21 protein-coding genes are annotated in these 23,365 nt (G+C 45.8%); 11 read left to right on the top strand and 10 right to left on the bottom strand.

The genetic code is table 11. The features are described 5' to 3' along the window. Nucleotides 1-51 precede the first annotated feature (51 nt). From ACFFJH_RS06780 to polA, 8 genes are all read right to left on the bottom strand, one after another. Entirely contained in the window at nt 52-525 is a 474-nt protein-coding gene (locus ACFFJH_RS06780) for a hypothetical protein (RefSeq protein WP_390211155.1), read from the bottom strand. A 303-nt stretch (nt 526-828) separates the two neighbouring features. Then, nucleotides 829-2,163 (bottom strand): M28 family peptidase, encoded by a 1,335-nt coding sequence (locus ACFFJH_RS06785; protein WP_390211156.1) that lies wholly within the window; start codon nt 2,161-2,163, stop codon nt 829-831. Nucleotides 2,164-2,390: 227 nt separating this feature from the next. Next, nucleotides 2,391-2,951, bottom strand: coding sequence for a hypothetical protein (locus ACFFJH_RS06790; protein WP_390211158.1), 561 nt, complete (start codon nt 2,949-2,951; stop codon nt 2,391-2,393). A 175-nt stretch (nt 2,952-3,126) separates the two neighbouring features. Beyond that, nucleotides 3,127-4,848, bottom strand: a complete 1,722-nt coding sequence (locus ACFFJH_RS06795; protein ID WP_390211159.1) for a M28 family peptidase — start codon at nt 4,846-4,848, stop codon at nt 3,127-3,129. Nucleotides 4,849-5,015: 167 nt separating this feature from the next. Continuing rightward, nucleotides 5,016-5,930, bottom strand: coding sequence for a subclass B3 metallo-beta-lactamase (gene bla / locus ACFFJH_RS06800; protein ID WP_390211162.1), 915 nt, complete (start codon nt 5,928-5,930; stop codon nt 5,016-5,018). A 211-nt stretch (nt 5,931-6,141) separates the two neighbouring features. Further along, nucleotides 6,142-7,068 (bottom strand): DUF6414 family protein, encoded by a 927-nt coding sequence (locus ACFFJH_RS06805; RefSeq protein WP_390211164.1) that lies wholly within the window; start codon nt 7,066-7,068, stop codon nt 6,142-6,144. A gap of 124 nt (nt 7,069-7,192) precedes the next feature. After that, a complete protein-coding gene (locus ACFFJH_RS06810; RefSeq protein WP_390211166.1) occupies nt 7,193-7,603 on the bottom strand; it encodes a hypothetical protein in 411 nt (136 codons plus the stop codon). Between the two features lie 73 nt (nt 7,604-7,676). Then, complete coding sequence (polA, locus tag ACFFJH_RS06815) at nt 7,677-10,463, bottom strand: DNA polymerase I (protein ID WP_390211168.1); 2,787 nt, start codon at nt 10,461-10,463, stop codon at nt 7,677-7,679. A 13-nt stretch (nt 10,464-10,476) separates the two neighbouring features. Between polA and ACFFJH_RS06820 the strand changes: the two genes are divergently transcribed. Then, nucleotides 10,477-11,214, top strand: a complete 738-nt coding sequence (locus tag ACFFJH_RS06820) for an LOG family protein (RefSeq protein WP_390211170.1) — start codon at nt 10,477-10,479, stop codon at nt 11,212-11,214. Nucleotides 11,215-11,358: 144 nt separating this feature from the next. Here ACFFJH_RS06820 and ACFFJH_RS06825 read toward each other — a convergent pair whose 3' ends face one another. Further along, the gene (locus ACFFJH_RS06825; RefSeq protein WP_390211172.1) at nt 11,359-14,052 is read right to left on the bottom strand and encodes a polysaccharide deacetylase family protein; all 2,694 of its coding nucleotides are present in this window, start codon (nt 14,050-14,052) and stop codon (nt 11,359-11,361) included. A gap of 301 nt (nt 14,053-14,353) precedes the next feature. Here ACFFJH_RS06825 and ACFFJH_RS06830 point away from each other — a divergent pair, with 301 nt between their 5' ends. Genes ACFFJH_RS06830 through ACFFJH_RS06840 form a run of 3 tightly spaced genes read left to right on the top strand, consistent with a single transcriptional unit; the run spans nt 14,354 to nt 16,617 of the window. Further along, nucleotides 14,354-14,854, top strand: a complete 501-nt coding sequence (locus ACFFJH_RS06830; protein WP_390211173.1) for a hypothetical protein — start codon at nt 14,354-14,356, stop codon at nt 14,852-14,854. Between the two features lie 32 nt (nt 14,855-14,886). Then, nucleotides 14,887-15,867, top strand: coding sequence for a homoserine kinase (locus tag ACFFJH_RS06835; RefSeq protein WP_390211175.1), 981 nt, complete (start codon nt 14,887-14,889; stop codon nt 15,865-15,867). Nucleotides 15,868-15,873: 6 nt separating this feature from the next. Continuing rightward, complete coding sequence (locus tag ACFFJH_RS06840) at nt 15,874-16,617, top strand: BPSS1780 family membrane protein (protein WP_390211176.1); 744 nt, start codon at nt 15,874-15,876, stop codon at nt 16,615-16,617. Between the two features lie 140 nt (nt 16,618-16,757). Here ACFFJH_RS06840 and ACFFJH_RS06845 read toward each other — a convergent pair whose 3' ends face one another. After that, nucleotides 16,758-17,222: an OsmC family protein gene (locus tag ACFFJH_RS06845; RefSeq protein ID WP_390211177.1), complete on the bottom strand. Its 465-nt coding sequence runs from the start codon at nt 17,220-17,222 to the stop codon at nt 16,758-16,760. A 619-nt stretch (nt 17,223-17,841) separates the two neighbouring features. Here ACFFJH_RS06845 and rplM point away from each other — a divergent pair. From rplM to ACFFJH_RS06880, 7 genes are all read left to right on the top strand, one after another. Continuing rightward, on the top strand, nt 17,842-18,270 hold the full coding sequence (gene rplM, locus ACFFJH_RS06850; RefSeq protein WP_189346784.1) for a 50S ribosomal protein L13: 429 nt from the start codon (nt 17,842-17,844) through the stop codon (nt 18,268-18,270). 9 nt (nt 18,271-18,279) lie between these two features. Then, a complete protein-coding gene (rpsI, locus tag ACFFJH_RS06855; RefSeq protein ID WP_189346785.1) occupies nt 18,280-18,672 on the top strand; it encodes a 30S ribosomal protein S9 in 393 nt (130 codons plus the stop codon). A 334-nt stretch (nt 18,673-19,006) separates the two neighbouring features. Then, nucleotides 19,007-20,056: an N-acetyl-gamma-glutamyl-phosphate reductase gene (argC, locus tag ACFFJH_RS06860; protein WP_390211178.1), complete on the top strand. Its 1,050-nt coding sequence runs from the start codon at nt 19,007-19,009 to the stop codon at nt 20,054-20,056. Nucleotides 20,057-20,116: 60 nt separating this feature from the next. Continuing rightward, the gene (locus ACFFJH_RS06865) at nt 20,117-20,806 is read left to right on the top strand and encodes a DUF6776 family protein (RefSeq protein WP_390211179.1); all 690 of its coding nucleotides are present in this window, start codon (nt 20,117-20,119) and stop codon (nt 20,804-20,806) included. Nucleotides 20,807-20,893: 87 nt separating this feature from the next. Further along, nucleotides 20,894-21,280 (top strand): bactofilin family protein, encoded by a 387-nt coding sequence (locus ACFFJH_RS06870; protein ID WP_390211180.1) that lies wholly within the window; start codon nt 20,894-20,896, stop codon nt 21,278-21,280. Nucleotides 21,281-21,346: 66 nt separating this feature from the next. Beyond that, the gene (gene erpA, locus ACFFJH_RS06875; RefSeq protein WP_390211181.1) at nt 21,347-21,697 is read left to right on the top strand and encodes an iron-sulfur cluster insertion protein ErpA; all 351 of its coding nucleotides are present in this window, start codon (nt 21,347-21,349) and stop codon (nt 21,695-21,697) included. A gap of 177 nt (nt 21,698-21,874) precedes the next feature. Continuing rightward, the gene (locus tag ACFFJH_RS06880) at nt 21,875-23,353 is read left to right on the top strand and encodes an FAD-linked oxidase C-terminal domain-containing protein (RefSeq protein WP_390211182.1); all 1,479 of its coding nucleotides are present in this window, start codon (nt 21,875-21,877) and stop codon (nt 23,351-23,353) included. Nucleotides 23,354-23,365 lie beyond the last annotated feature (12 nt).

The following is a 23,365-nucleotide window of genomic DNA, read 5'->3' on the forward strand; positions in this document are numbered from 1 at the left end:
TCCCAATTATGGATGCGAACGAGTCAATGCAATTGATTTAGACAGTAGAGCTTAAGATGTTAGCTCTGTGGGACTAGTGTCAGTGAGTTTGGAATCAGTGAGGTTTGAACTAGTGGAATGAAGTTGATGTTCGCGCAAAGCTTGTTCAGCCCATGCTTTGGCATCTTCAAACTTAGTATAAAACCGTCGTATTCCGATGCGGCGATAAGTGGATTGTACCAATTCACGACCTTCTACATCATCAGCTGCAACTATCAGATTTTCTAAGCAGGGTAATTTGGTATGACTAAATTCAATAGCTTGTGCAATCCTGTCTATTGCATCACTGGGGCATAAGATTGAATCGTACACCGTGGTGATCGCGATATAGGGTCTCTCGACGGAAAACTGACGAGTTAGTTTTAATGCTTGCGCCGCCCAATAGTTAATCAATTCGCGATTCCATGGGCCAGTGACTTCAGTTAACAAGAGCTGCCCTTCAGTCCAGATATGAAATCTGCCATGTGGGCGAAAGATAGAATTCATGCGAGGTTAGTTGGTGGGGGCAGGGCAATCGGAACTTCGTGAATTTGCTCAAAAACTGAGATCAATAACTTTGTTCCGTAACAGAACTCAACTACTAAGCTAAGCATCTAAACTCAATTTTCAGACTAAATTGTTACACATACAATGTAATTATAGGTGGAAGGCATAGGCTGGGTATTGGGGAAAAGCAAAATATCGTTAAATTCTGTTTGCTTGTTTGAGGTCAAATATTTGACTTGACTTCGTATGATGTGGGACAAAAACTGCTCCGTAGCTAGACAGAGCAGCTTTGCTATAAATGTATTATTTTTTACTTGACGCTGTATTTACTGGTACTTGTTTTGTACCCGATAAAATCGCCACCGCAGATAAAGTCGTCTGCGCCGCATTTAAACCCAACAGAAAATCTTTATCGGAATAAGTGGTATATACATCGCTAGGCTGATGCCAGTTTGGATTCCAACCCGCGCCTATGTGCATGCCACGCTCGTTTTCGCGCAAAGAAATTGCGGGTACCACATCCATAAACGGGACAGAATCGGTATTTGTCATGTGAAAGCCCACCGCTGCAGGGTAGTTGGTCGCATACTTGTCGTTCGCCGCCCGGAAAAACCATGCCAACTTAGCGGCTCCTTCAGCGAATTTGGATGTCGATTGAAATTCAATATTCACATCCGCTTCGGCACGCTGTTCTTTAGGTGACACATAGACGGGTTTACCTTCCGCATCGAGCACTTGCTTACCTTGCGCATCTAATTGAGGTATTGGCATGCCATGATCCCACAGCATCATATCGTGTTGTATCATGCCCAGCCATTTTGGTTCAGGATAATTGCCTGAACCTTTGGGTGATTCTATGCCTTGCAAATCTTTGCGTTGTGCGACGTAGGCATAAGCGCCGTTTAATCCGGTTTCTTCGTTATTCCATAAAACGAAACGAATTGATTTGTCCGTTTCAATTTCTGGTGAGCTAAAGATGCGCGCTAATTCCATCACTAAGGCGGTCCCAGAGCCGTTATCATTGGCGGCTTCGCCAAATCCTATGCCATCAAAGTGGGCGCCGACGATGTACATTTCATCGGGGTTCTTTTTGCCGATCTTGGTGCAATACACATTCTCACGTTTCGATGTGCCGACCGGAGTTTGCTCGGCATTTAAAGCACGTAATTTTTCATCAGCTTGTCGCATGGGATCGGTATTCACGCCGGTTTTGGCGCGTTTGCCGAATAAGGTGCTGCCACCTTGACCCGGAGGTCCTCCTAAGCCGCCACTGGGAATCACATTGCGACGCGGCGCTGGCGCAGCAACTGGCGTAGCAGGCGGTGCCTGAGTAAAGTCAAATTGCATACGTTCAGTATTGGTACAGCCATAGGATTTTAATTGCGCTTCTATCCAATCTAGCGCACGTCGATTGCGCTCAGTACCTTGACGACGGTCGCCAAATTCGGTCAAAGACTTAATGGTGGCTTTGTATTTTTCTAGATCAAGCTGGCGCACCATGTTGACCACAACATCGTCTTGCTTAAGCGCGCTGCCCTGCAAGACATCTAGTGACTGTGCTTGACTTAGTGACGTAAAACTCGCTGCACATAAGCTAGTGATAAGTAAAGATCGTTTGAATTGTAGAGGAAAAGTCATGAGTGTCTCCGTTATTATTTTTAGAAAAACAGGAGCTAGCAGTGTAGCGGCGAAAGCTGAATAAGATCAATGGAATTAACTGTAGATAAAGCTGTATGTTTGCTCCTCAAATTGCCGCAGAGGCTCGGAGGCGCGGAGAAAAATGAGTTTTCGTCTTTCTCCGTGCTCTGGATTTAATGCTCTTGCTTTTAACTCGAATCGCATTGTTTGAATGTGATCGTCAGAAACTAATGCGTAGGCCAGAGCTGCCAGAAAATCACCGCACTGATCACACCATAAATCAAAGAATCCAGAATATATTTAAAGGTAGTGGACCAAGGTCTGCCCATCCAGATTGACTCTTGCACACTCCCGCAGGCATAGACAATCAGCGTAAATAAGCCAATGAAATGCCCCGCATAATGTGGATTCGTTTGTAGTCCCATGGTCTGTAATGCGAGCAAAGCGCCGAGCGCAGCGACTACGATAGTGAGGATAAACCATTGCAGCAGATATTTACCCACTGCCGGCGCGCCGGGTGCGCGTATGGTGATTAAGGCGACCGGACCATTGATAAATTTTTGCTGCATCGCGTCGGATTGCATGTCCTTCATATCGGTGCAATGCGGTGTTGAATACACGCCAAGATTGAGCTTTACGCTGCCTAGCGCATTACGTACTTCATCTTCATTTGTTAGGGCGCGATAATCTGAGTTATGCCATTTAAAAACCATGTGAATTAAACTACTAGCGAAGAATACGCCGATAGCGGTGAGTAATATCGGAAGCCAAAGTGCGAGCACTGTCATGATGTTTCCTCCAAGTTTTGTGTAGATGTATAGTGCAACTTGATGTGTTTTTTAGCTGGATGCCAGCATCTGTGCAATATACGCCAAAGCCTAGTGAAATTCAGTTTGACACTCTCCCGACGTCTAAGCTACGCAACATATTCTTCAGTCTTTGAATGGACGAAGCTGCGGCACCTTATTTGGTGTCATTCTTAACGTCATTCTTAGCAGCGTTCAAGCTCGCCTGTATCATCACATTTTGTTGCTGAATCTTCGCTTTGGCGGTGTCGATCTCAGCTTTGAATTTATCGCTCATACCTTGAACCGGAATATCCTGCATTTTGTCTAGCGCCTTTTGATACCAATCAGCCCAAACCTCAATAATATGTTGTTCGTCTTTTTGCTTGGCTCCGGCGGCAATCGCTTGTTTGCTCAAGGAAAATTCTGTTGCCAGACGTGCGCTCGCATTGTCTAAAAGCTCTTGCACCAAAAATAGGCTCTTGGATTCGTCGGCACTGCTTAAGGTGTAAGCCGCAGCCAACGCGCAGATGCCGACATTTTGCATCTCTGTTTTTGACACCATATCTAATCTATCAGCATCGGTGTGATAAAACGCATCGGTGAAATGCCACATCAATAATCCCGGGATGTTGGCCTTTAAAAATGGCGTGTGGTCACTACCACCTTCATACGGATTGACATTGACTACCCAGCCATTATCCTTGCCTTGTTGACGGCAGCGATTGATTAAGAAGTCAGTGAAATAATTCGGCACCATGTCCGATTCCTTGAGCACTGCGCCGCCCCATTCAGTGTGTTTGTCATCGCCGCGTGTCCAGATGGCGGAAGGGTCGGGCATTTTTTCGATCAAAAAACTACCGCCTGTTTTGGCAGTATCTTCACCCACCATATCGAGACTGAGCCCCCACTTAATGCCTGTAGCACGTTGAGGGTTTTCACGAATGTAGCGATCGGTTGAACGGATTTCGTCGCCCCACAAAAAAGTAATAGTGCGCTCTGGCGCAAATTTCTTCTCTTGCATTAAACGTGCTGTCACCCGCGCCATCTCGGCCAAGGTACCAACGCCGCTCGCATTATCATTCGCGCCCGGCTCCTGCACATGCGCACTAAACACGAAGCGCTCATCTGGCTTTGAAACACCGCGCGCATTCGCAATCAAGGTCAATTCTTCCGCTTGGTAGATTGAGGTTTTGACATTGACGATCGCCAAGGTCTTCCCTTGTGCAAGGCGCGCCTTCAACTTCTCTTTTGCGCGATAAGATAAAACCACGCCCCATTTTTGTGTTTCTGGCTGGTCTGGATTTAGAAAAGGAATGCCTTGAAACTGTATTGAATTAAAATATTTTTCGGGTTGCGTGTAGGTAGGCATCGCATACGACAAGACGCCAAGCGCTCCCGCTTTCATCGCCTTGGAGTAGAGACCTGCAATGCTGCCCTCACCAAACACGATTTTTCCTTTGACATCTTTTTCTGAAAAATCTTGCGCTCGCCCCAAACCCACATCAACGACTTCGGCAGTTACACCGCCAGCGACAGTGCTAGCAGAATTAATCGCCAACATATTTCGATTACTACTAAATCGCAATAAGGGTTCTGTGTCACCCGCTAAACTTAGACTGCCATCAATCGGCTCCCAAGTCGCTTGCTTCATTTTTCTCGATTCAATGCGGTAGGTCAAAGGAGCATCTGCTTCACCAGAAATTTCTTTTTTGTAGCCAGCTTGCTGCAAGATTTTTTCTACATGCCAGATACTTTCATTGAAGCCCGTATTACCAGCAATGCGCCAGCGTTGCTCGACAAAGGCGACGGTTTGGTAGGGATTGTCGGGAATAAAATTGGCACGTAGTAATTGATAGTATTGACTGATGCCGGGGTTTTCTTGGGGCGCTTGCGCCATGATAGGTGACGCAAAAAGGAATGCCGCGCAAGTAATCAGCGCTGTGCGAACGGTATTTTTTACAGGTGAGATCATAGCAATGAATAGGCGAAGGGTTGGTGGATTCGAGATACGCATTGATGCAATGATAGCTACAAATATTTTGCAGCTTATCTTTTGACACAAACTTATTTTTTTACTTCTTTTTTCAATCGATCTTCTAAACGAAGCGCTCCAGCTTTTGCGTAGTTTGCGCAAGCATGTTCGTCGCTTAATGGCTTTTCTCCATCTAAACGCGATAAGAGGTCGCTGGCGGTTCCGTGACCAGTGATGAGGATATCGCACGGTGTTTTCGCTAAGCGTTCACTACTTTCTTTGAGCGCGTTGGCTAATGAATCGGGCGCGGAGTAAAGGTAAGTGTTGTCCGAGATCGAACCTAAACTATCGGCAAATACAATATTTTTGCAGACCTTCTTTTCGCATTCTTGCCAAGTCCAGCCCGAACCGCCAGGCGCATGGCCTGCCATTGGAATCTGCTGGATTTGTGTCGTGCCGATACTGATGGTGCTGCCGTCGTCGAATCCATGAACATTCGCAATAGGGGAAAAGCCGCTTAACTCATCAAACTGCGGGTCGCGTCGGTCATTCTTACCTGATGTAAGCACCTCAAGAATATTGTTGCGTCCCAAAACTTTCGCGCCTGTCGCCTTTTGCATACTTGCCAAACCACCAATGTGATCATGATGTTCATGCGTCAGTAAAATCGTTTTAATGTCACTTAGCTTGACGCCCAAAGACAAAATATTTTGACGCACCGCTACCGACGCTTTTTCTGGTGCGCTATCAATCAAGACATGACCGTTCGGTGTCGCGATTAACACGACGCTGATCCCGCAAGTACCGACATACCAAGTATTCCCATAAATCCGACGCGGATGGGTAGGCTCGTTCCAATCATCGAGCGATTTGCAAGCTGTAGGTGCAGATGCTGGCTTTGGCTCGCTTGGCATCTTGATGCCGATTCTGCTGGCGTTTGCGGTTTGGGTTAGGCTGAGAATGACGATGCTGGTGATAAGTAAGAGAGGGCGGATTTGAAAGTTCATTGGGTTTTTGTTAGACCGTTTTGGGTTGATTAAATTCGTAGCGTGGGCACGGCTTCATCGTGCACACGCGTTACGGTCGAAAAAGGAGAAAAGAATAGGGTACAACGAACATCTTGTTGATAAACCAAACGATCCGCGTGGGCACAAAAAGTGTGCCCACCTTACATGGCTGCTCGCGCCTTACGAAAAGATTGCGCCTTACCGAGTTGAGTTAGATTTCGATATATACAGCGATTGGGTCAATGACGATTTCGTTTTCTTGTTTGCCCGAAATTGAAATTTCGACATTCGCTAAATGTTCAATCATGTTAATGAGCCCTTCTTTCATATTTTTCGGAGTCTCAATATTTCGTGGTGTATTTGTGACATTGGTTATGCCTTGCGAAATGATCCCAAAAACTACTATTTCACGTTCGGTACGTCGTGAATATTTTTTAATTAGAATATCTTCTTTTTCTCGCAATAATTCGCGACGAAGACTCGACGAAAATAGAATTTCATCTAGAGATTGCTGGACTTCAAATTGATCTGAAAAACCATATTTGGTTAGTAGTGTAAGATTATCAAGGAATTTTTTATCTTGATAAAGATTGCTTTTCTTTGCTAACTCCGGCGTATTAGTCAGCATTTTTAATTCAGACTGCAGTTGAGTTCGTTGTTCTTTACTTTGTATTGAAGCTAATTCGGTGTTAATTTCATTTATACGGCTGAACGCAGTGACGTGTGCGATTGCCTCACCCCGTTGATTGAAATTTCCAAATAAGTCAGTGATTTCATTGATATCGTTAAAGACTGCTTTCGATTTTACTTTGATAAAAGAAAACTTATTCATTTCAGATTTGATCTTTGAATCGAATCCATTTTTTTCATCGACAACTAAGACCTTTTGTTCATCTGTCAGATGTTTTTCGAAAATCGAGTACGAGTAATCATGTAGGAATTTTTTCTCAGTTGATTTTAAGCTCGACTTAATTACATCTGCCAGTATTTTCCCACTCGCAACAGGCCCCTTTTGAGTTTCTGTTTCTTCAGTAATTGATGACTGTTCGTTCAAAATATAATCAGTAATTCCCTCAAAAATTTGAGAGGATAAAGAATACATTTTTTGTTCATCTAAATATATAAAACTCTTAATCATTTCTTTTTCCTTTTTCTTTCCGTGAAGTCGATAAAATATCTTTTTCTCGTATCAATATATGACCAAATACTAACAGCGATTCCAATCAAAACTATTATCGAAACTATTCCGATGATTACCGAGCTCATACCTTCTCCTCTCGTGCTATAGCCGATAGGCGATCAAATACAGAATAACTTAATACTGTCGAGGCAACTGCCAAGCCTATAGTACAGAATTTTAGAGCTTCTACATCAATGAACGCAGATGCCTTCTCGTTAAGCATTCCTAAAGTAGAAAGGACGCCATAGGTAACTATGAAAATTATTGAAATTCCATTTTGTATGGTTTTCCATGAAGGTGATTCCTCATTGATATGTTCAATTTCATTTATGTTGGAAACGTGAAGGACTAATCCATAAGCTATAAAGTCGGACGCAACAAATGGGGTAATAGATCCGCCCTTCGTCACTAACCAAACTAATAGCCTAGAAAGAACAGGTATTAATCCAATTAATACGGTGTACATCAGCCATTTTGCTTTTTTGTTTCCCATATGCTTCAATTCCTTAATACGTGATATTTTGCATATAAATATTTTTGACTATATTCGTCGGACAATATAGATCTTAATGCGCCTCTTCCCAATTAACCCCAACCCCCACTTCAGCAAGTAACGGCACCTTCAACTCAGCCACCCCAGCCATCAATTCAGGCAATTTCCGCTTCACCAATTCCAATTCCTCTACCACCACTTCCAACACCAATTCATCATGCACCTGCATAATCATTTTCGATTGCAAGCCATCAGCTTCCAACCAACCTTGTACAGCAATCATCGCCAGCTTAATTAAGTCTGCTGCCGTGCCTTGCATCGGTGCGTTGATCGCGGCACGTTCTGCGCCTTGGCGGCGGGGGCCGTTGGGGCTGTTGATTTCTGGTAGCCAGAGGCGGCGGCCGAACACGGTTTCGACGTAGCCGTGGGCTTTGGCTTGGAGTCGGGTGTCGGCCATGTATTGGGCGACGCCTGGGTAGCGTTGGAAATACTTATCAATGTAGCTTTGCGCGGCGCTGCGTTCTATGCCTAAGTTGCCGGCTAAGCCAAAGGCGCTCATGCCGTAGATCAGGCCGAAGTTAATTACTTTGGCGTAGCGTCGTTGTTCGCTCGTGACTTCGGCTAATGGCACACCAAAAATTTCTGATGCCGTGGCTCTGTGCACGTCTTCGCCATCAGCAAAGGCTTTGAGCAAACTCGCGTCGCCCGAGATGTGCGCCATGATGCGTAATTCGATTTGGGAATAGTCGGCAGAGACGATGCTATTGCCCGGTGCGGCGACAAAGGCTTCGCGGATGCGGCGGCCTTCGGCGGTGCGTACGGGAATGTTTTGTAAGTTAGGATCGTTCGATGCCAAGCGACCGGTGACTGCCACTGCTTGCGCGTAGTTGGTGTGGACGCGACCGGTATCGCTGTTGACCATTTTCGGTAGCTTGTCGGTGTAGGTCGATTTGAGTTTGGCGAGGCCACGGTATTCCAATAGTACTTTGGGCAAGGGATAATCTTCCGCAAGTTTTTGCAAAACTTCTTCATCGGTGGATGGGGCGCCTGACGGCGTTTTTTTGACGACAGGCAGGCCGAGTTTGCCAAAGAAAATTTCACCGAGTTGTTTGGGTGAATTTAAGTTAAATGGTTGCTCTGCTAACTCGTAGGCTTTTTGTTCCAGCTCTAATAAGCGATTGCCGATTTCATGTGATTGTGTGGCGAGTAAATCGCGATTGATCAAGACGCCATTGCGTTCTATTTTTTGTAAAACGACCGATGTCGGTAATTCGATTTTATCGTAGATAAAACGTAGCTTGTCGTAAGGTTCGACTTGTGGCCACATCGCTTGATGCAATTGTAAAGTGATGTCGGCATCTTCCGCAGCGTAGGCGGTGGCGCGTTCAATGTCCACTTGATCAAAACCAATTTGCGATGCGCCTTTGCCGCAGACTTCTTCAAAGCTAATTGTTTTGCGTTCTAAGTGGCGTAGCGCGAGGCTGTCCATGTCGTGCGATTTGTGGGATTCAAATACATAAGATTGCAGCAAAGTGTCGTGCAGAATGCCGCGTAAATGCACGCCGTGATTAGCGAAAATGTGCGTGTCGTATTTGAGGTTTTGTCCGACTTTGGCTTTGCTGGCATCTTCTAACCAAGCCTTCATTTTGCCTAAAACGAATTCACGACTTAATTGCTCTGGTGCGCCCGGATAATTGTGTGCGAGTGGAATATATGCAGCGATGCCTGCTTCGCAGCACAAAGAAATCCCGACCATTTGTGCGTTCATCGGTTCTAATGAGGTGGTTTCGGTATCGACAGAGGTGAGGGTGGCTTGATTGATTTTGTCTAACCATATATCAAGCTGAGCTTCGGTCAATATCGTTTCGTATTGGGTGAGCGCAGGCGCGGCAGGAATCGTGACAGGTGCGTTGCTTGCCGCAGAATCGCTAGCAGCATCTTCGCTAAATAATCCACCCTGCGCTGGTGCAGCTTTGGCTGGTGTAGCGCCAGCTACTGGATCAACGCCAAATTCGCGTAATAAACTCTTGAAGCCTTGATGCTGCAAGAATGCGATCATTTCTTCGCGATTTTCTTCTTTGGCTTTCAGTGATTCATCGATGGAAATATGATGCCCAGCCAAGTCGCAATCGGTTTTGACCGTAATTAAGACACGGCCTTGTGGCAACCAATCTAAGGCAGCACGCAGATTGTCGCCGACCACGCCTTTGATCTTGTCGGCATTGGCGATCACGCCATCTAAGCTATCGTATTCGGTCAGCCATTTCACCGCTGTTTTGGGGCCGCACTTGGTCACGCCAGGGACGTTATCAACGGTGTCGCCGATCAGGGTTAAATAGTCGATGATGCGATTCGGTGGTACGCCGAATTTGGCGAGCACGCCCGCTTCATCGAGTTTTTCATTACTCATGGTGTTGATCAAGGTGACGTTGGCATTCACCAATTGCGCCAAATCTTTATCGCCGGTGGAGATGATGGTGTTCATGCCGCGTGCAGTGGCTTCGACCGCGAGGGTACCGATCACGTCATCGGCTTCGACGCCTTCTACCATCAAAATAGGCCAACCCATGGCTGCCACGGCTTGATGAATTGGTTCGATTTGTAAGCGCAAATCGTCTGGCATTGGTGCGCGCTGTGCTTTATATTCAGGATACAGATCGTCGCGGAAAGTCTTGCCCTTGGCATCAAACACACAAGCCATGTAAGCTGCGGGATAATCTTGGCGCAGCTTGCGCATCATATTGACCATGCCATGTATCGCGCCAGTCGGTTCGCCGCGCATATTGCGCAAATCAGGTAGGGCGTGGAAAGCGCGGTATAAATAGCTGGAGCCGTCGACTAATAACAGAGTTTTTTGCATAAGGATTTTAAGTATGAATGACAGCGGAAAAAGAATTTTAAAACTGCGCCAGATCACGGATAAAGATAAGGCAACTGCCTTGAAAGCCCGTGAGTCATGGCATATGTTCACGATTATGGCAGAGTTTATCGAATCTACCGAACGTCTGTCGGCGCTGGGGCCGGCCGTGACGATCTTCGGTTCTGCTAGGATTAAACCAGAAAATCCCTACTATCAAAACTGCGTGGATGTCTCAAGACGTTTGTCGGACGAGGGCTTTGCGGTGATTTCGGGTGGTGGGCCAGGGATTATGGAGGCCGCCAATCGTGGTGCGTTTGATGGTGCTTCGGCATCGGTGGGGTTAAATATTGAATTGCCACATGAGCAAAAAACTAATCCTTGGCAGAATATTTCTTTGAATTTCCGTCATTTTTTTGCCCGTAAAGTGTCCTTTGTGAAATACGCGGATGCCTACATTATTTATCCCGGTGGTTTTGGTACTTTGGATGAGTTGATGGAAGTGTTAACGCTGATGCAAACCGGCAAAACCAAGCGTATTCCAGTTATTTTGGTCGGGACTAATTTTTGGCAGGGATTTTTAACTTGGATTCAAACTCAATTGGCAACCATGGGTTTGATTGAAGATAAAGATATGAATTTGGTGCAATTAATTGATGAACCTGCCAACGTGGTGGACGCCATTTTTGCTTTCTATGAAGCGCATGACATTGAGCCTTCGGATGAAGAGCGTCAGCGTATGTTGTATTTGTAGTAGGGATTGGCGGCAAACTTAGGTTCTTGTTAGGTTTTCATTAGTGCATTATTAGTGCATTCAAAGAGAATAGTCTAAGAGCATAAATGGAGAGGGGCATTTTTTGCCCCTCTCCAAGCGCATGGAAAATGTGCGACGATGCAACTACAGTTTTTTCAAGGTTTCGCGCACATAAGCTGCATTCGCCCCATTCGGCGCCAATTCCAGATAGCTGTTAAAGGCCTTTTTTGCCTTCTCGTTTTCATTTAAGAACATGCGTGCATCACCTAAGTTGACATAGGCAATCGCGCGTGATGGGTCGATTTGTAGGGTGTTTTCGAACCACCGCGCGGCTTCTGCGTATTTTTGCTGTTTCAAATAGACAAAGCCTAAGTTGTTGGCGGCTAATGCAAATTCTGGTCTATATTTGAGTGCTTCGGTGAAGGCAGCCTCGGCTTCGGCGTAGCGTTTTTCGCGGTAATGTACTAGTCCGAGATCATTGGCTCTTTGCGCCATTTGCTTGGAAGAGCCTTCTACCAATTTGGGTGCCGCGATTTTTTGTTCGCCGCCACTTAGGTTTTTAATGACGATAGGTTCTTTGCTTCCTGCTTTCACCGTTGCTTCTGTGATTTTATTATTGAGCGCAATCGCTTCGCTGGAGAGTTGGTTGGTATTCGCGTTTAAGAATTCGCCTTCACCCTCTTTCTTCAATTCAAAAATAAATTCACCGCCCTCTGATCCCGGTAAACTGCCGAAAGCCGGTGTCTGTTGCGATACCGCAGACACAGCAGGCGCGATGTAAGCGGCGAGCTCGGTGGCCGTAATGAGATTGTCACCATTCAGATCTGCTTTGCCATTTAATGCCTGTAACAAAGTCCAGGTAAACACAGAATGACCATTCGGCCCGCCATCCGCAACTAATTGGTCAGCGCCACCAGCAGTTAACATTTGACGACCTATACGCTTCGCATTCTCACGCAAGAAGGCGGAAGTACCACCGCCACGCGTTAGCCCCAGTCCGCTATAGCAGGCGTCCATCACAAAAAAGACGTGTTTGGCATTTAGACTTTCTGCGATATTTTGTAGATCGGTCATAGGAATTGCGTCTACCGAAATTTGCTCAGGATCAGAATCGACCGGAATGATATAGCCGAGATTGCGTCCAGAGCTGAGTTTGCGGGTGGCACCGTGACCTGCAAAAAAGATAAATACACGGTCATCTTTCTTCAGTTGAGCATGCGCTAATTTGTCATGAAACAGCGCAAGAATATTATTGCGGGTCGCTTCGCCATTACTTAATGTCAGCACTTTGTCATTGCTAAAACCGAGACGATTGACCAAGGTTTCGCGTATCGCTTTGGCGTCTTGAACCGCGTATTGCAGCTTGGGCCATTTCACATAATCATTGATGCCGATCACGATGGCATAGGAGTTTTGATAGTCGCTGGTGATGTTGGTGATGCCGGCCTTTTCAGCTTGCGCATTGGCTTTTTGACTAACACTAAATTCGCTGCCATCCCAAGTGGCGAAGCGATAACCCTCGGCGATCAGTTTATCCAAAATCATGGGCAAAGCTTTGACCGTGCGTTCGTGAATGTCGTGGAATAACACAATGCCGCGTTTTTCTTTTTCTAAATTATTCATGACTCGATTCACAATTGAGCTAGGCACGGGATCGGCCCAATCAAGTGAATCAATATTCCACATCACAGAACGTAAACCTAAAGTTTGTAGTATCTGCATACCTTCTTTGTTCTTCGCGCCATAAGGAAAGCGGAAGAGAGGAGAACGTTTAGCGTTAATGGTTTTGAGTAATTGGTCGGTGCGCTCTATCTCTGCATGTAAGCCATCGCCACTTTCTTTGGAAAGTAAGGCGTGACTGAAACTATGATTGGCGAGTACATGACCCGCATCCATCAGTTTTTTACTGGTGTCGGCATTTTTATTTAAGCTTTGTTTGCCAGTCGCATCGACTTTGCCAACATTTTGTCCAACTTGGAAGAAGATGCCGGGTACATTGTATTGCTTGAGTATGGCGGCGATTTCTTCGGTATAACTGGCGTGCGGACCGTCATCAAAAGTTAGTACGATAGTTTTGCTCGGCAGCTCGTAACCGAAGATTTCTTTTTCGTCTTTGTCGAGTTTTTCTGGGTACGGCAAAATCACGCCGTAGTCTTTTAAAATCTGTTCGCGGTTATATAGCTTGCTCAGTTTGACCAGATAGTCATCCCAGCGCTCACGTTTGAGTTCTATCGCGCGCGTCTCAAAGCGTGCAAAGACTTCTTTCAATTCTTTATCGTATTCTTTCTCGATGTCGTTCAAAGCCGCGATGTCTTCGCTCACGCGTTTATGTAATTTGATGGCGGGTAGCGTTTGTTCACTGGCGATGGCTTTTTGCAGGCGCAGTAATACTTCGCGAAATGCCAAACGATCCGCATCATAGAGATCAGGATTCGATTCTATGTAAGTCAGCACTTGCTCGTAGCTTCCCAAGCGCGCTTCTGCTTTGCTGCTTGAGATTTTTTGTATTATGAGATCGAGATTGTTTAGGCGCGTCAGATTTTCATGGAATAAGGCCTGACCGACGCGGTTGGCTTCATTGCGTTCTTTTTCTTTGAGTTTTTTCTCATCGGCGAATAGCACGATAATTTTTCTATAGTTGCCGAGTAGGCTGTTTAATTCACTTTGTAGTTGTTGATTGACATCGGTACTGACGGATTGTGACGCTTGTCCTGCTAGATTGTTGCTGGTATTTTCGGTTGGCGTCAGACGATTGCTTTGGTTTGTTTTGTAGCTGATGCCTGCAACGAGCGCGATCAGTGCGGCGAGTGAGACAGCGAGTAGGGGTTTAGATTTCATGCAAATAGGGATGGTGTGAGTGAATACGCTAGCAACTTGCGAAAGTGCTTATGATATTGCAAATAAAGAATGTTTTGTGAAACTTACGACACTGAACCACGCAATTTGGCTTTGCTTGCCTTTAGTTCTATTTAGTTTTGTCGAGATCAACGCCGCACCTGCATGCTTTGTTACAATGTATGGCAATTTGTCCTATATGATTTGAGACAAGAGTTTTTGAGACAAGAGTTGCACGGTAAGCGCTATACCCTGTTACTCAATTATTTAAATCTATATTTATTCAGTATATAAAGTGAAGATCATGAAAAACTTATTGAAGTTAATTGCCAGTTTAGTCGCAGCTTGTTTTGCGATATCCGCATCGACCTTGGTCGCCGCACAAGATAAAACCGCGCCACCACCACCCAAATTAGAAAAATTGGAAGAAGGTCCAGATTCCGACGTGAAATTGATTAAGCAGGAGAGTAATAAACTGAAAACCGTGGAGCGCAAAGAAAACGGTAAAGTCAGCGAAGTGCAAGTTCGTACAGGCAAAAGCAACTACACGGTGAAAGCGAACAATGCGCCTAAGGGCACGCCTGAAGGCGATGCCAATCGTGCAGCGCAATGGAAGGTGCTGGAATTTGGTGGTAATAAGCAAAGTAAGGAAGTTGAATCTTTACCAGTACTGCCAGTCGGACCGAATTCGACCTCAAAAATTGGCTCTACTAAATCTTTGCCAGCTAGCGCAAATGCCAGCGCAGCAAGTGCGGCTAGTGCAGCTAGCATGGATGCTAAGACCGCTACTCCAGTGAAAAAATAACCCTCATTACGTAAAATTTACACAGAATAAACATGGCTGTATTTACATCGGTAACATTGGAAGACCTAGCACCTTGGATGTCTCAATTCCCTCTGGGAAAAGCATTGGCTATTCGCGGTATTGCATCAGGTATAGAGAATAGTAATTTTTTTATTGATACCGAAAAGGGAGAATACGTTCTCACCATTTTTGAAAATCTGGATTTCGATCAATTACCATTCTATTTAAAGTTGATGCGTCATTTAGCGGATCGCGGTGTGTTAGTACCAGCGCCGATCGCGAATCTGGACGGTGAGTTGTGTGTTGCTTTGCATGGTAAGCCTGCGGCTATCGTCAGTAAGTTAGCAGGCAGCTCGCAAATGGCACCCTTGCCTGTGCATTGTGCCGAAGTCGGAACGATGTTGGCACGCATGCATTTAGCTGCACAGGACTTTACGATTCGTCAGCCGAACTTGCGTGGACTAGCTTGGTGGCAATCGACGGTACCGAAAGTGCTGGAGTTTTTAACTGATGCTAAGCGTAGTTTGATGCAAGATGAAATTGCATTTCAAACTGCCTTTGCTCAAACGGCGACTTATCAAGCGCTGCAAAGTGGTCCCGTGCATGCCGATTTATTTCGCAACAATGTGATGTTTGATGGCGAGCGCTTAACCGGATTTTTTGATTTTTATTTTGCCGGTTGCGATACTTGGTTGTTTGACGTTGCCGTGACGATCAATGATTGGTGTATCGATGTGGAAAGCGGTGAACTCGACATGGCTCGTGTGACCGCGATGCTCAATGCCTATCATGCGGTACGTCCATTTACTGCGGCGGAAGGCGATGCCTGGCAAGCGATGTTGCGTGCTGCCGCTTTCCGTTTTTGGCTGTCACGTGTTTATGATTTTTATAAACCGCGTGATGCTGAAATGTTGACGCCACACGACCCTGGGCATTTTGAACGTATTTTACGTTTGCGCATTAGTCAGCCTACGCTAGCTTTACCCATGGCATTACTTTCAGCACCACAATAAATTAGCATGAATACTCCTCAGGCAATTGCAGGCTGGCGTTGGATACAGCAAGGTTTTTCAACTTTCAAAAAGAAACCATTTGAACTCTTGTTCATATTTTTTGGTTTGATTTTTGTGAACTTGGGTTTAAGTTTGGTGCCGTTTGTTGGTGCGCTTATTCCTTTCATTTTTGGTCCCTGCCTAGGCATGGGGATTATGCATGCTTGCCGTGATATCGATGAGGGAAAACCTGTGGCGACCGGCGTTTTGTTCGTCGCTTTTCGTTCGCCTGCTTTTCGTACTTTAGTGTTGATGGGCGTCCTATATACCTTAGCCTTGTTAGCTGCTTTGGCCTGTTCTATTCCTTTCGACGACGGCGCCTTGTGGGATTACATTTCAGATCCATCCAAAGCAGATCCTAAAGCCTTGGTGAAATCAAATATCGGCCTAGGTATGTTGGTCTTTTTCGCCGTGTACACGCCAGCCGCGATGGCGTTTTGGTATGGTGGGCCATTGATTATGTGGCATGGTATGAGTGCGCCCAAAGCGATTTTCTACAGCTTTTTTGCGGTATGGCGAGCCCGTAAAGCGTTCTTGGTCTATTTATTGGCGTGGTGTGGCTTGCTTAGTTTTGTCGCGTTTTTGATGGCGCTGAGTGGCGGTGTGTTGGGCGTTTTGATCTTGCCTTTGATGCTGAGCGTTTCTTTGGTGATGTATTGCACCTTTTACTTCAGCTATAAAGAAGTGTTTAGCCGTGAGCAAAGTGCTTGAGCATGAGTTAAGTGAGCATGAGCTAAATGCGAGTTGAAGATGAATTGAATTTTTTCTTTGGCTAACCACGAAGTGCCAAATGCAAAATGCCGGATTATTTCCGGCATTTTCTTTTTGTGCTTCTTTTTTCCTTAATTTGCTTATTCCGCCTTAGTATTGCGTTCGTGTTCTGATGGCATGCTCAGGTCGTCGATGATCTCATAGCTATGTGTCATCTCCGCTGTTTTGCCTAGCATAATCGATGCTGAGCAATATTTTTCATGCGACAGTGCAATGGCGCGTTCGACTAGATTGGCCTTTAGATTGCGACCTGTGACTAAGAAATGAAAATGAATTTTGGTAAATACTTTGGGTTCAGTGTCTGCACGCTCGGCAGATAATTTGACTTCGCAGCCACGCACGTCCTGTTTGCCTTTGCGTAAAATCAGCACGACGTCGTACGCTGAGCAGCCGCCAGTTCCAAGCAACACCATTTCCATAGGGCGCGGTGCTAAGTTGTGTCCGCCACCTTCGGGGGCGCCATCCATCAAGACAGCATGGCCGGAGCCTGTTTCAGCCAAAAAACTCATGCCGGATACGCCGGTCCAACGTACGTTTGCTTCCATTTTTACTCCTGCCTTGATAATTGCGATTGCGGTTAGATAAGCGGCTTATTGTAACTGAGCTATTGTTTTTCTTGTTTTTGGCTTTGCCAAAATCGTAGGACTTACGCAAAACAGCCCCAGGGTCGTTGTTATCTCCTCGCCGTGCTCAAGCACTGTCTTCGTCGACACGCCTAGCTGGGACAATTTTACGTAAGTCTTAAATCTAATGTTAATGCTGATTTTTGCAACTTTCCTGATTGCATCAAGTTTTTCTGGCGCAACAGGATTTCTTGACCTAGTATGAAACTTCCTATTGTGTGTGCGTGATAATTTTTGTTTATCCTACATCTCCTCCGTCACTTCAAGTGACTTAGTCCCGGAGCAAGACTTCGGGTTTTTTTTGCGCTTTAGTCTAGACATGATGCGACAACCACAACGAAGTTAGTCCAGAAACTGCCTAAAATTTAAACAATGCGGAAAGAGTGCTTGCGCTAAGTCTTTGAAAATACTATAATTTCCGACTCTCTGTTCGCCCAAGAGAGAATTTACAAGGGAGCGTCTGCTAGGTTTCATTAGCAGAACCACCGAAATTAGGGTGTTTGTTTTAAAAATTAAACTCATTTTTTATTTAGGATTCAACATGAAAACCTTTTCCGCTAAGGGCCATGAGGTTCAGCGCGACTGGTTCGTGATTGACGCGACAGATAAAGTTCTCGGACGTGTTGCCAGCGAAGTGGCACTCCGTTTACGCGGCAAGCATAAACCAGAATTTACTCCACACGTAGACACAGGCGATTTCATCGTCGTAGTGAATGCAGCTAAACTGCGCGTGACTGGTACTAAAGCTCTGAACAAAGTTTACTATCGTCATACTGGATACCCAGGTGGTATCTATGAAACGAACTTCCAAAAAATGCAAGCTCGCTTCCCAGGTCGCGCATTAGAAAAGGCTGTTAAAGGCATGCTGCCAAAAGGCCCACTCGGTTACGCAATGATCAAGAAGTTGAAAGTGTACGCAGATGCAACGCATCCGCATGCAGCTCAGCAACCACAAGTACTCGACATCTAAGGAATAGCCATGATCGGTAATTACAACTACGGAACTGGCCGTCGCAAGAGCGCAATCGCTCGTGTATTCCTGAAAACAGGCAGCGGCAAAATTGTGGTCAATGGTAAACCAGCTGACCAATATTTTTCTCGTAAAACTGGCTTGATGGTTATCCGTCAACCACTCGAGTTAACAAATCACCTCGAAACATTCGATATCATGATCAATGTACACGGTGGTGGTGAATCTGGCCAATACGGCGCGGTTCGTCACGGTATCACACGTGCTTTGATCGACTACGATGCAACTTTGAAATCTGAATTGTCCAAAGCTGGCTTCGTTACTCGTGATGCTCGTGAAGTTGAACGTAAAAAAGTTGGTTTGCGCAAAGCACGTCGCGCAAAACAATTCTCCAAGCGTTAATTTGCTTTTCGCAGATTTTTTGCTGGAACAAAAAACCGCCACATGTTGGCGGTTTTTTTTCGCATATTGCAATTTCTGTGCGCAAACGGAATTTTTCAAGAAAACCCTGCAACGCTGAGGTGCAGAGACGCAGAGGGGCGCCGAGTAAGCATAGTGAATTTCAATTCTACCGAAATCTCTGCGCTTCTCGGCATCTCGGCATTAAGGCGGAAATCCTTAGCTCAACTAGCTTTGTTCATTCGACTTCGCTTCTGCTATTGGGAATTCAAGCTACGGCTGCTAGAATGCACGCATAATTTCTTAACGGCATCAGCTTTAGTTTAGGACTGCAAAAATGATCAAGATTGGTATCGTAGGTGGAACGGGTTATACGGGTGTGGAGTTGCTGAGAATTTTGGCGACCCATCCTCAAGCGCAATTGACCGCCATTACGTCTCGTAAAGAAGATGGCGTGCCAGTGGCACAAATGTATCCGTCCTTGCGTGGCCGAGTTGATCTGGCATTTTCTTCGCCTGATAAAGCTAATTTGAATGAGTGTGACGTGGTGTTCTTCGCAACCCCACACGGTGTGGCGATGGCGCAAGCACCTGAACTGTTAGCCAATGGCGTAAAGGTAATTGATCTAGCAGCAGACTTCCGTATGCAAGACGTCGCTCAATTCGAGAAATGGTATGGCATGGAACATAGTTGCAAAGACTTATTGCCAGAAGCCGTGTATGGCTTGCCGGAACTCAATCGCGATAAAATTAAGAACGCACGTTTGATCGGTAATCCAGGCTGTTATCCAACCACCATGCAATTGGGTTTTGCGCCGTTGTTAAAAGCTGGTGTGATTGATGCCGGAAATCTGATTGCGGATTGTAAATCAGGCGTGTCTGGTGCGGGTCGTAAGGCAGAAATTGGAATCTTGTTCTCAGAAACCAGCGATAGCTTCAAAGCTTATGGTGTAGCGGGACATCGTCATACGCCTGAAACGGTTGAGCAATTACAGCGCCTGACTAAAGATAAAGTTGAGTTGCTATTCACACCGCATCTGGTGCCTATGATACGCGGCATGCATTCCACTTTGTATGCGCAATTAAAGCAAGAAATTAGTCAGGAAATCAGCAATGAGGCTTTGCAAGCCATGTTTGAAGAAGCCTATAAAGACGAGGCTTTTGTTGATGTCATGCCGTTCGGATCGCACCCAGAGACGCGCTCAACTCGTGCCTCAAATATGTTGCGGATCGCTTTGCATCGTCCGGGTAATGGTAAGCACGTCGTGATCTTGGTGGTGCAAGATAATCTGGTCAAAGGTGCTTCTGGTCAAGCAGTGCAGTGCATGAACATTATGTTTGGACTGGATGAGTCAACGGGCTTGCTGCATGTGCCTGTGAATCCCTAAGCATAGCCTGCGACTATGCCAATTTCTAAGCTCTTTCGCCGACGCTTGACTGCGTCCAAGATGACCATTAATCAGCATTTACCTTGGCCTATCAAATTTGCTTTGTTTGCCGTGGTGATTGGTGTCGGCGGAGCAATTGCCATGTGGACTTACGATTTGGGGCGCAGTTTTGCTTTTGGTCCTAAGTTTTCGCCTGAGCAAATGACGGAGTTGCAAGATAAAGTCGCGAGCTTGACCGCCGAGCGCGATAAGTTGCAAGCGGCCGCAGCGACCATTGATAGCCAGCAAAATATAGAGAAGTCGATTCAAAAGCAATTGACGGATCAAATCAATACGCTGACTGCCGAGAATAATAGAATTAAGGACGATCTCGCTTTTTTTGAGAGCTTGATGCCTTCGGCAAATCGTCCGCAGGGAATTACCTTGCAAAAAACAAAAATTGAATTAACAGGGCCTAATCAGTTACGCTATCGTGCTTTGGTCATGCAGGGCGGTAAGGTCGTACGCGATTTTTCTGGTGAAATGCATATCAGCCTGACACTAGTTCAAGAAGGTAAACCTGTTATGATGGAATTTCCTGATCCTAAATCAGGTGAGGCAGCGAAGTTAAAATTATCCTTTAAGCATTATCAAAGAATAGAAGGGCAAATTACTTTACCTGAAGGCGCGGTTGTCAAATCTGCGCAAATGACAGTGCTAGAAAAGGGCGAATTACGTGCGAAACAAGCTGTTCAAGTTGCCAGCTTGTGATGTCGTGTCGTGATGAGCCAGTTCCTGTGATGGAATATGCTGAAGTACTGTTAATTGTCGAAACATTAAAAACAATGAGGAGTTTGCATGTTTAATCGCAAGAATAAGAGCACGATAGATAGTTTGATAGGCGCCACTACCAGTATCAATGGTGATGTGCATTTCAAAGGCGGATTGCGCATTGATGGTCACGTGACGGGTAATGTGATCGCCGAGTCGGGTTCCCCAAGCATATTGGTTATTTCCGAACAAGCGATTATCGATGGTGAAGTACATGCCGGACATATTGTGGTCAACGGTGTCATTAATGGCCCTGTGGTGTCGACGGAGTTGATTGAATTGCAAAGCAAGGCACGCATTTCTGGCGATGTCCAATATAAAGCCTTGGAAATGATGAATGGAGCACTGGTTTCCGGTAAGTTAGGCCATGATCAAGCGACGGAGCCGGTGCTAAAGTTAGCGGCTTCCAACTAGCGCAAACTTTAATTTAAAGAAAGGTCTATAATAGAGACCTGATCTGAATTTTTGTAGGAGCTTACTATGAACGCCGTTACTGACATGCCATCCCCGATTATCTTCACCGACAGTGCCGCTGAAAAGGTTGCGCAATTGATCGAAGAAGAAGGCAATCCAGATTTGAAATTGCGCGTCTTTGTACAAGGCGGTGGTTGTTCAGGTTTTCAATATGGTTTTACTTTCGATGAAATCACCAATGAAGACGACACCATTATGAACAAAAATGGTGTACAGCTTTTAGTGGACGCAATGAGCTACCAATATTTGGTTGGTGCTGAAATTGATTACAAAGATGATTTAGAAGGTGCGCAATTCGTGATTAAAAATCCGAATGCACAATCAACCTGTGGTTGTGGTTCTTCTTTCTCTGCTTAATCCTCCCTAATGCAGTTTGAGCTATGCTCGATAGTTCATGAAAAAGTAGTTGAAGACAAATTGCTTGGACAAAAAAAGACGCTACGGCGTCTTTTTTTTATGGAAAATTTGTTTCTCGCGCACAAGTCTAGCGGCACAGGCTACACTCATTGCCAAGAGCATGGCGATGAGTAAAAAATGGAAATAATAGCGCGACAATCAACACCAGGTCCGGAACTCTTGAAGGCCTTACGCAAGGTATTGCCGATGCACTGTATCTTGGCTGATCCCGAAGATACTCGCCCCTATGAGTGCGATGCACTCACTACTTACAAGCAATTAGCTTTCATTGTTGTTTTACCTGAAAACGAAACGCAAATTTTGGCGGTGATGTCGATTTGCCGCGAGTTAAACATTCCTATCGTTCCGCGTGGTGCGGGTACTGGTTTGTCGGGTGGAGCAACGCCCGTCGAATTTGGTCTGGTCTTATCGACCGCGAAGTTAAATAAAATCTTGCGCGTCGATGCTTATGCCAGAACCGCGGTGGTGCAACCTGGGGTGCGTAATTTGGCTATTTCGGACGCTGCTGCCAGCTCAGGCTTATATTATGCCCCCGATCCTTCGTCCCAACTGGCATGCACCATAGGTGGTAATTTGGCCGAGAATGCAGGTGGCGTACATTGTCTGAAATATGGATTGACGGTTCACAATGTGCTGCGCGCACGTGTGGTGACGATGGATGGCGAAGTATTGGAATTAGGCAGTGAAGCATTGGATGCGCCGGGTTTAGATTTGTTATCGGTGTTTATCGGTTCCGAAGGCATGCTTGGCATCGTCACCGAAATCACGGTCAAACTGATTCCTAAGCCGACTACCGCACAAGTAATCATGGCCTCTTTTAAGCAGATTGAAAAAGCCGGTGAAGCCGTGGCGCAGATTATTGCACGCGGCATTATTCCTGCTGGATTAGAAATGATGGATCAAATCTCGATACGTATGGTTGAGCCATTTGTGAATGCGGGTTATGACATCAATGCAGCAGCCATTCTTTTGTGCGAGTCGGATGGCAATCCCGAAGAAGTCGCGGATGACATCGCCCGTATGAGCCAAATACTGATGGACGCCGGTGCCAGCGAACTGACCGTTTCCAACACTGAAGCACAGCGCTTAAAACTATGGTCGGGGCGAAAAAATGCTTTTCCTGCGGCAGGTCGTATTTCACCGGATTATTACTGCGTTGATGGCACCATTCCACGTAAACATTTGTCAGCCATGTTGAAGGCAATTGCTGACATGAGCGAGAAGTATGGTTTGGCCTGTGCTAACGTTTTTCATGCTGGCGACGGTAATCTACATCCTTTGATTTTATTTGATGCTAATCAGGAGAGTGCATTTGCTAAAGCCGAAGCTTTTGGCGCTGAAATACTCGCCTTGTGTGTTGCGATGGGCGGCACGATTACGGGTGAACACGGGGTCGGGATAGAGAAATTAAATTCTATGTGTGTGCAATTTCAAGAGACCGAATTGCGCGCTTTTTATGCGGTGAAACAGGCGTTTGATCCATGGAATTTACTCAATCCTGGTAAAGCAATTCCTAGTTTGCATCGTTGTGCCGAAATGGGACGTATGCATGTTCATCAAGGGCAATTGCGTTTCCCTGATTTACCCCGATTTTGAAGAAGACTGATA

It is taken from the genome of Affinundibacterium danionis (assembly GCF_042432465.1).
GTDB lineage: Bacteria > Pseudomonadota > Gammaproteobacteria > Burkholderiales > Burkholderiaceae_D > Undibacterium > Undibacterium danionis.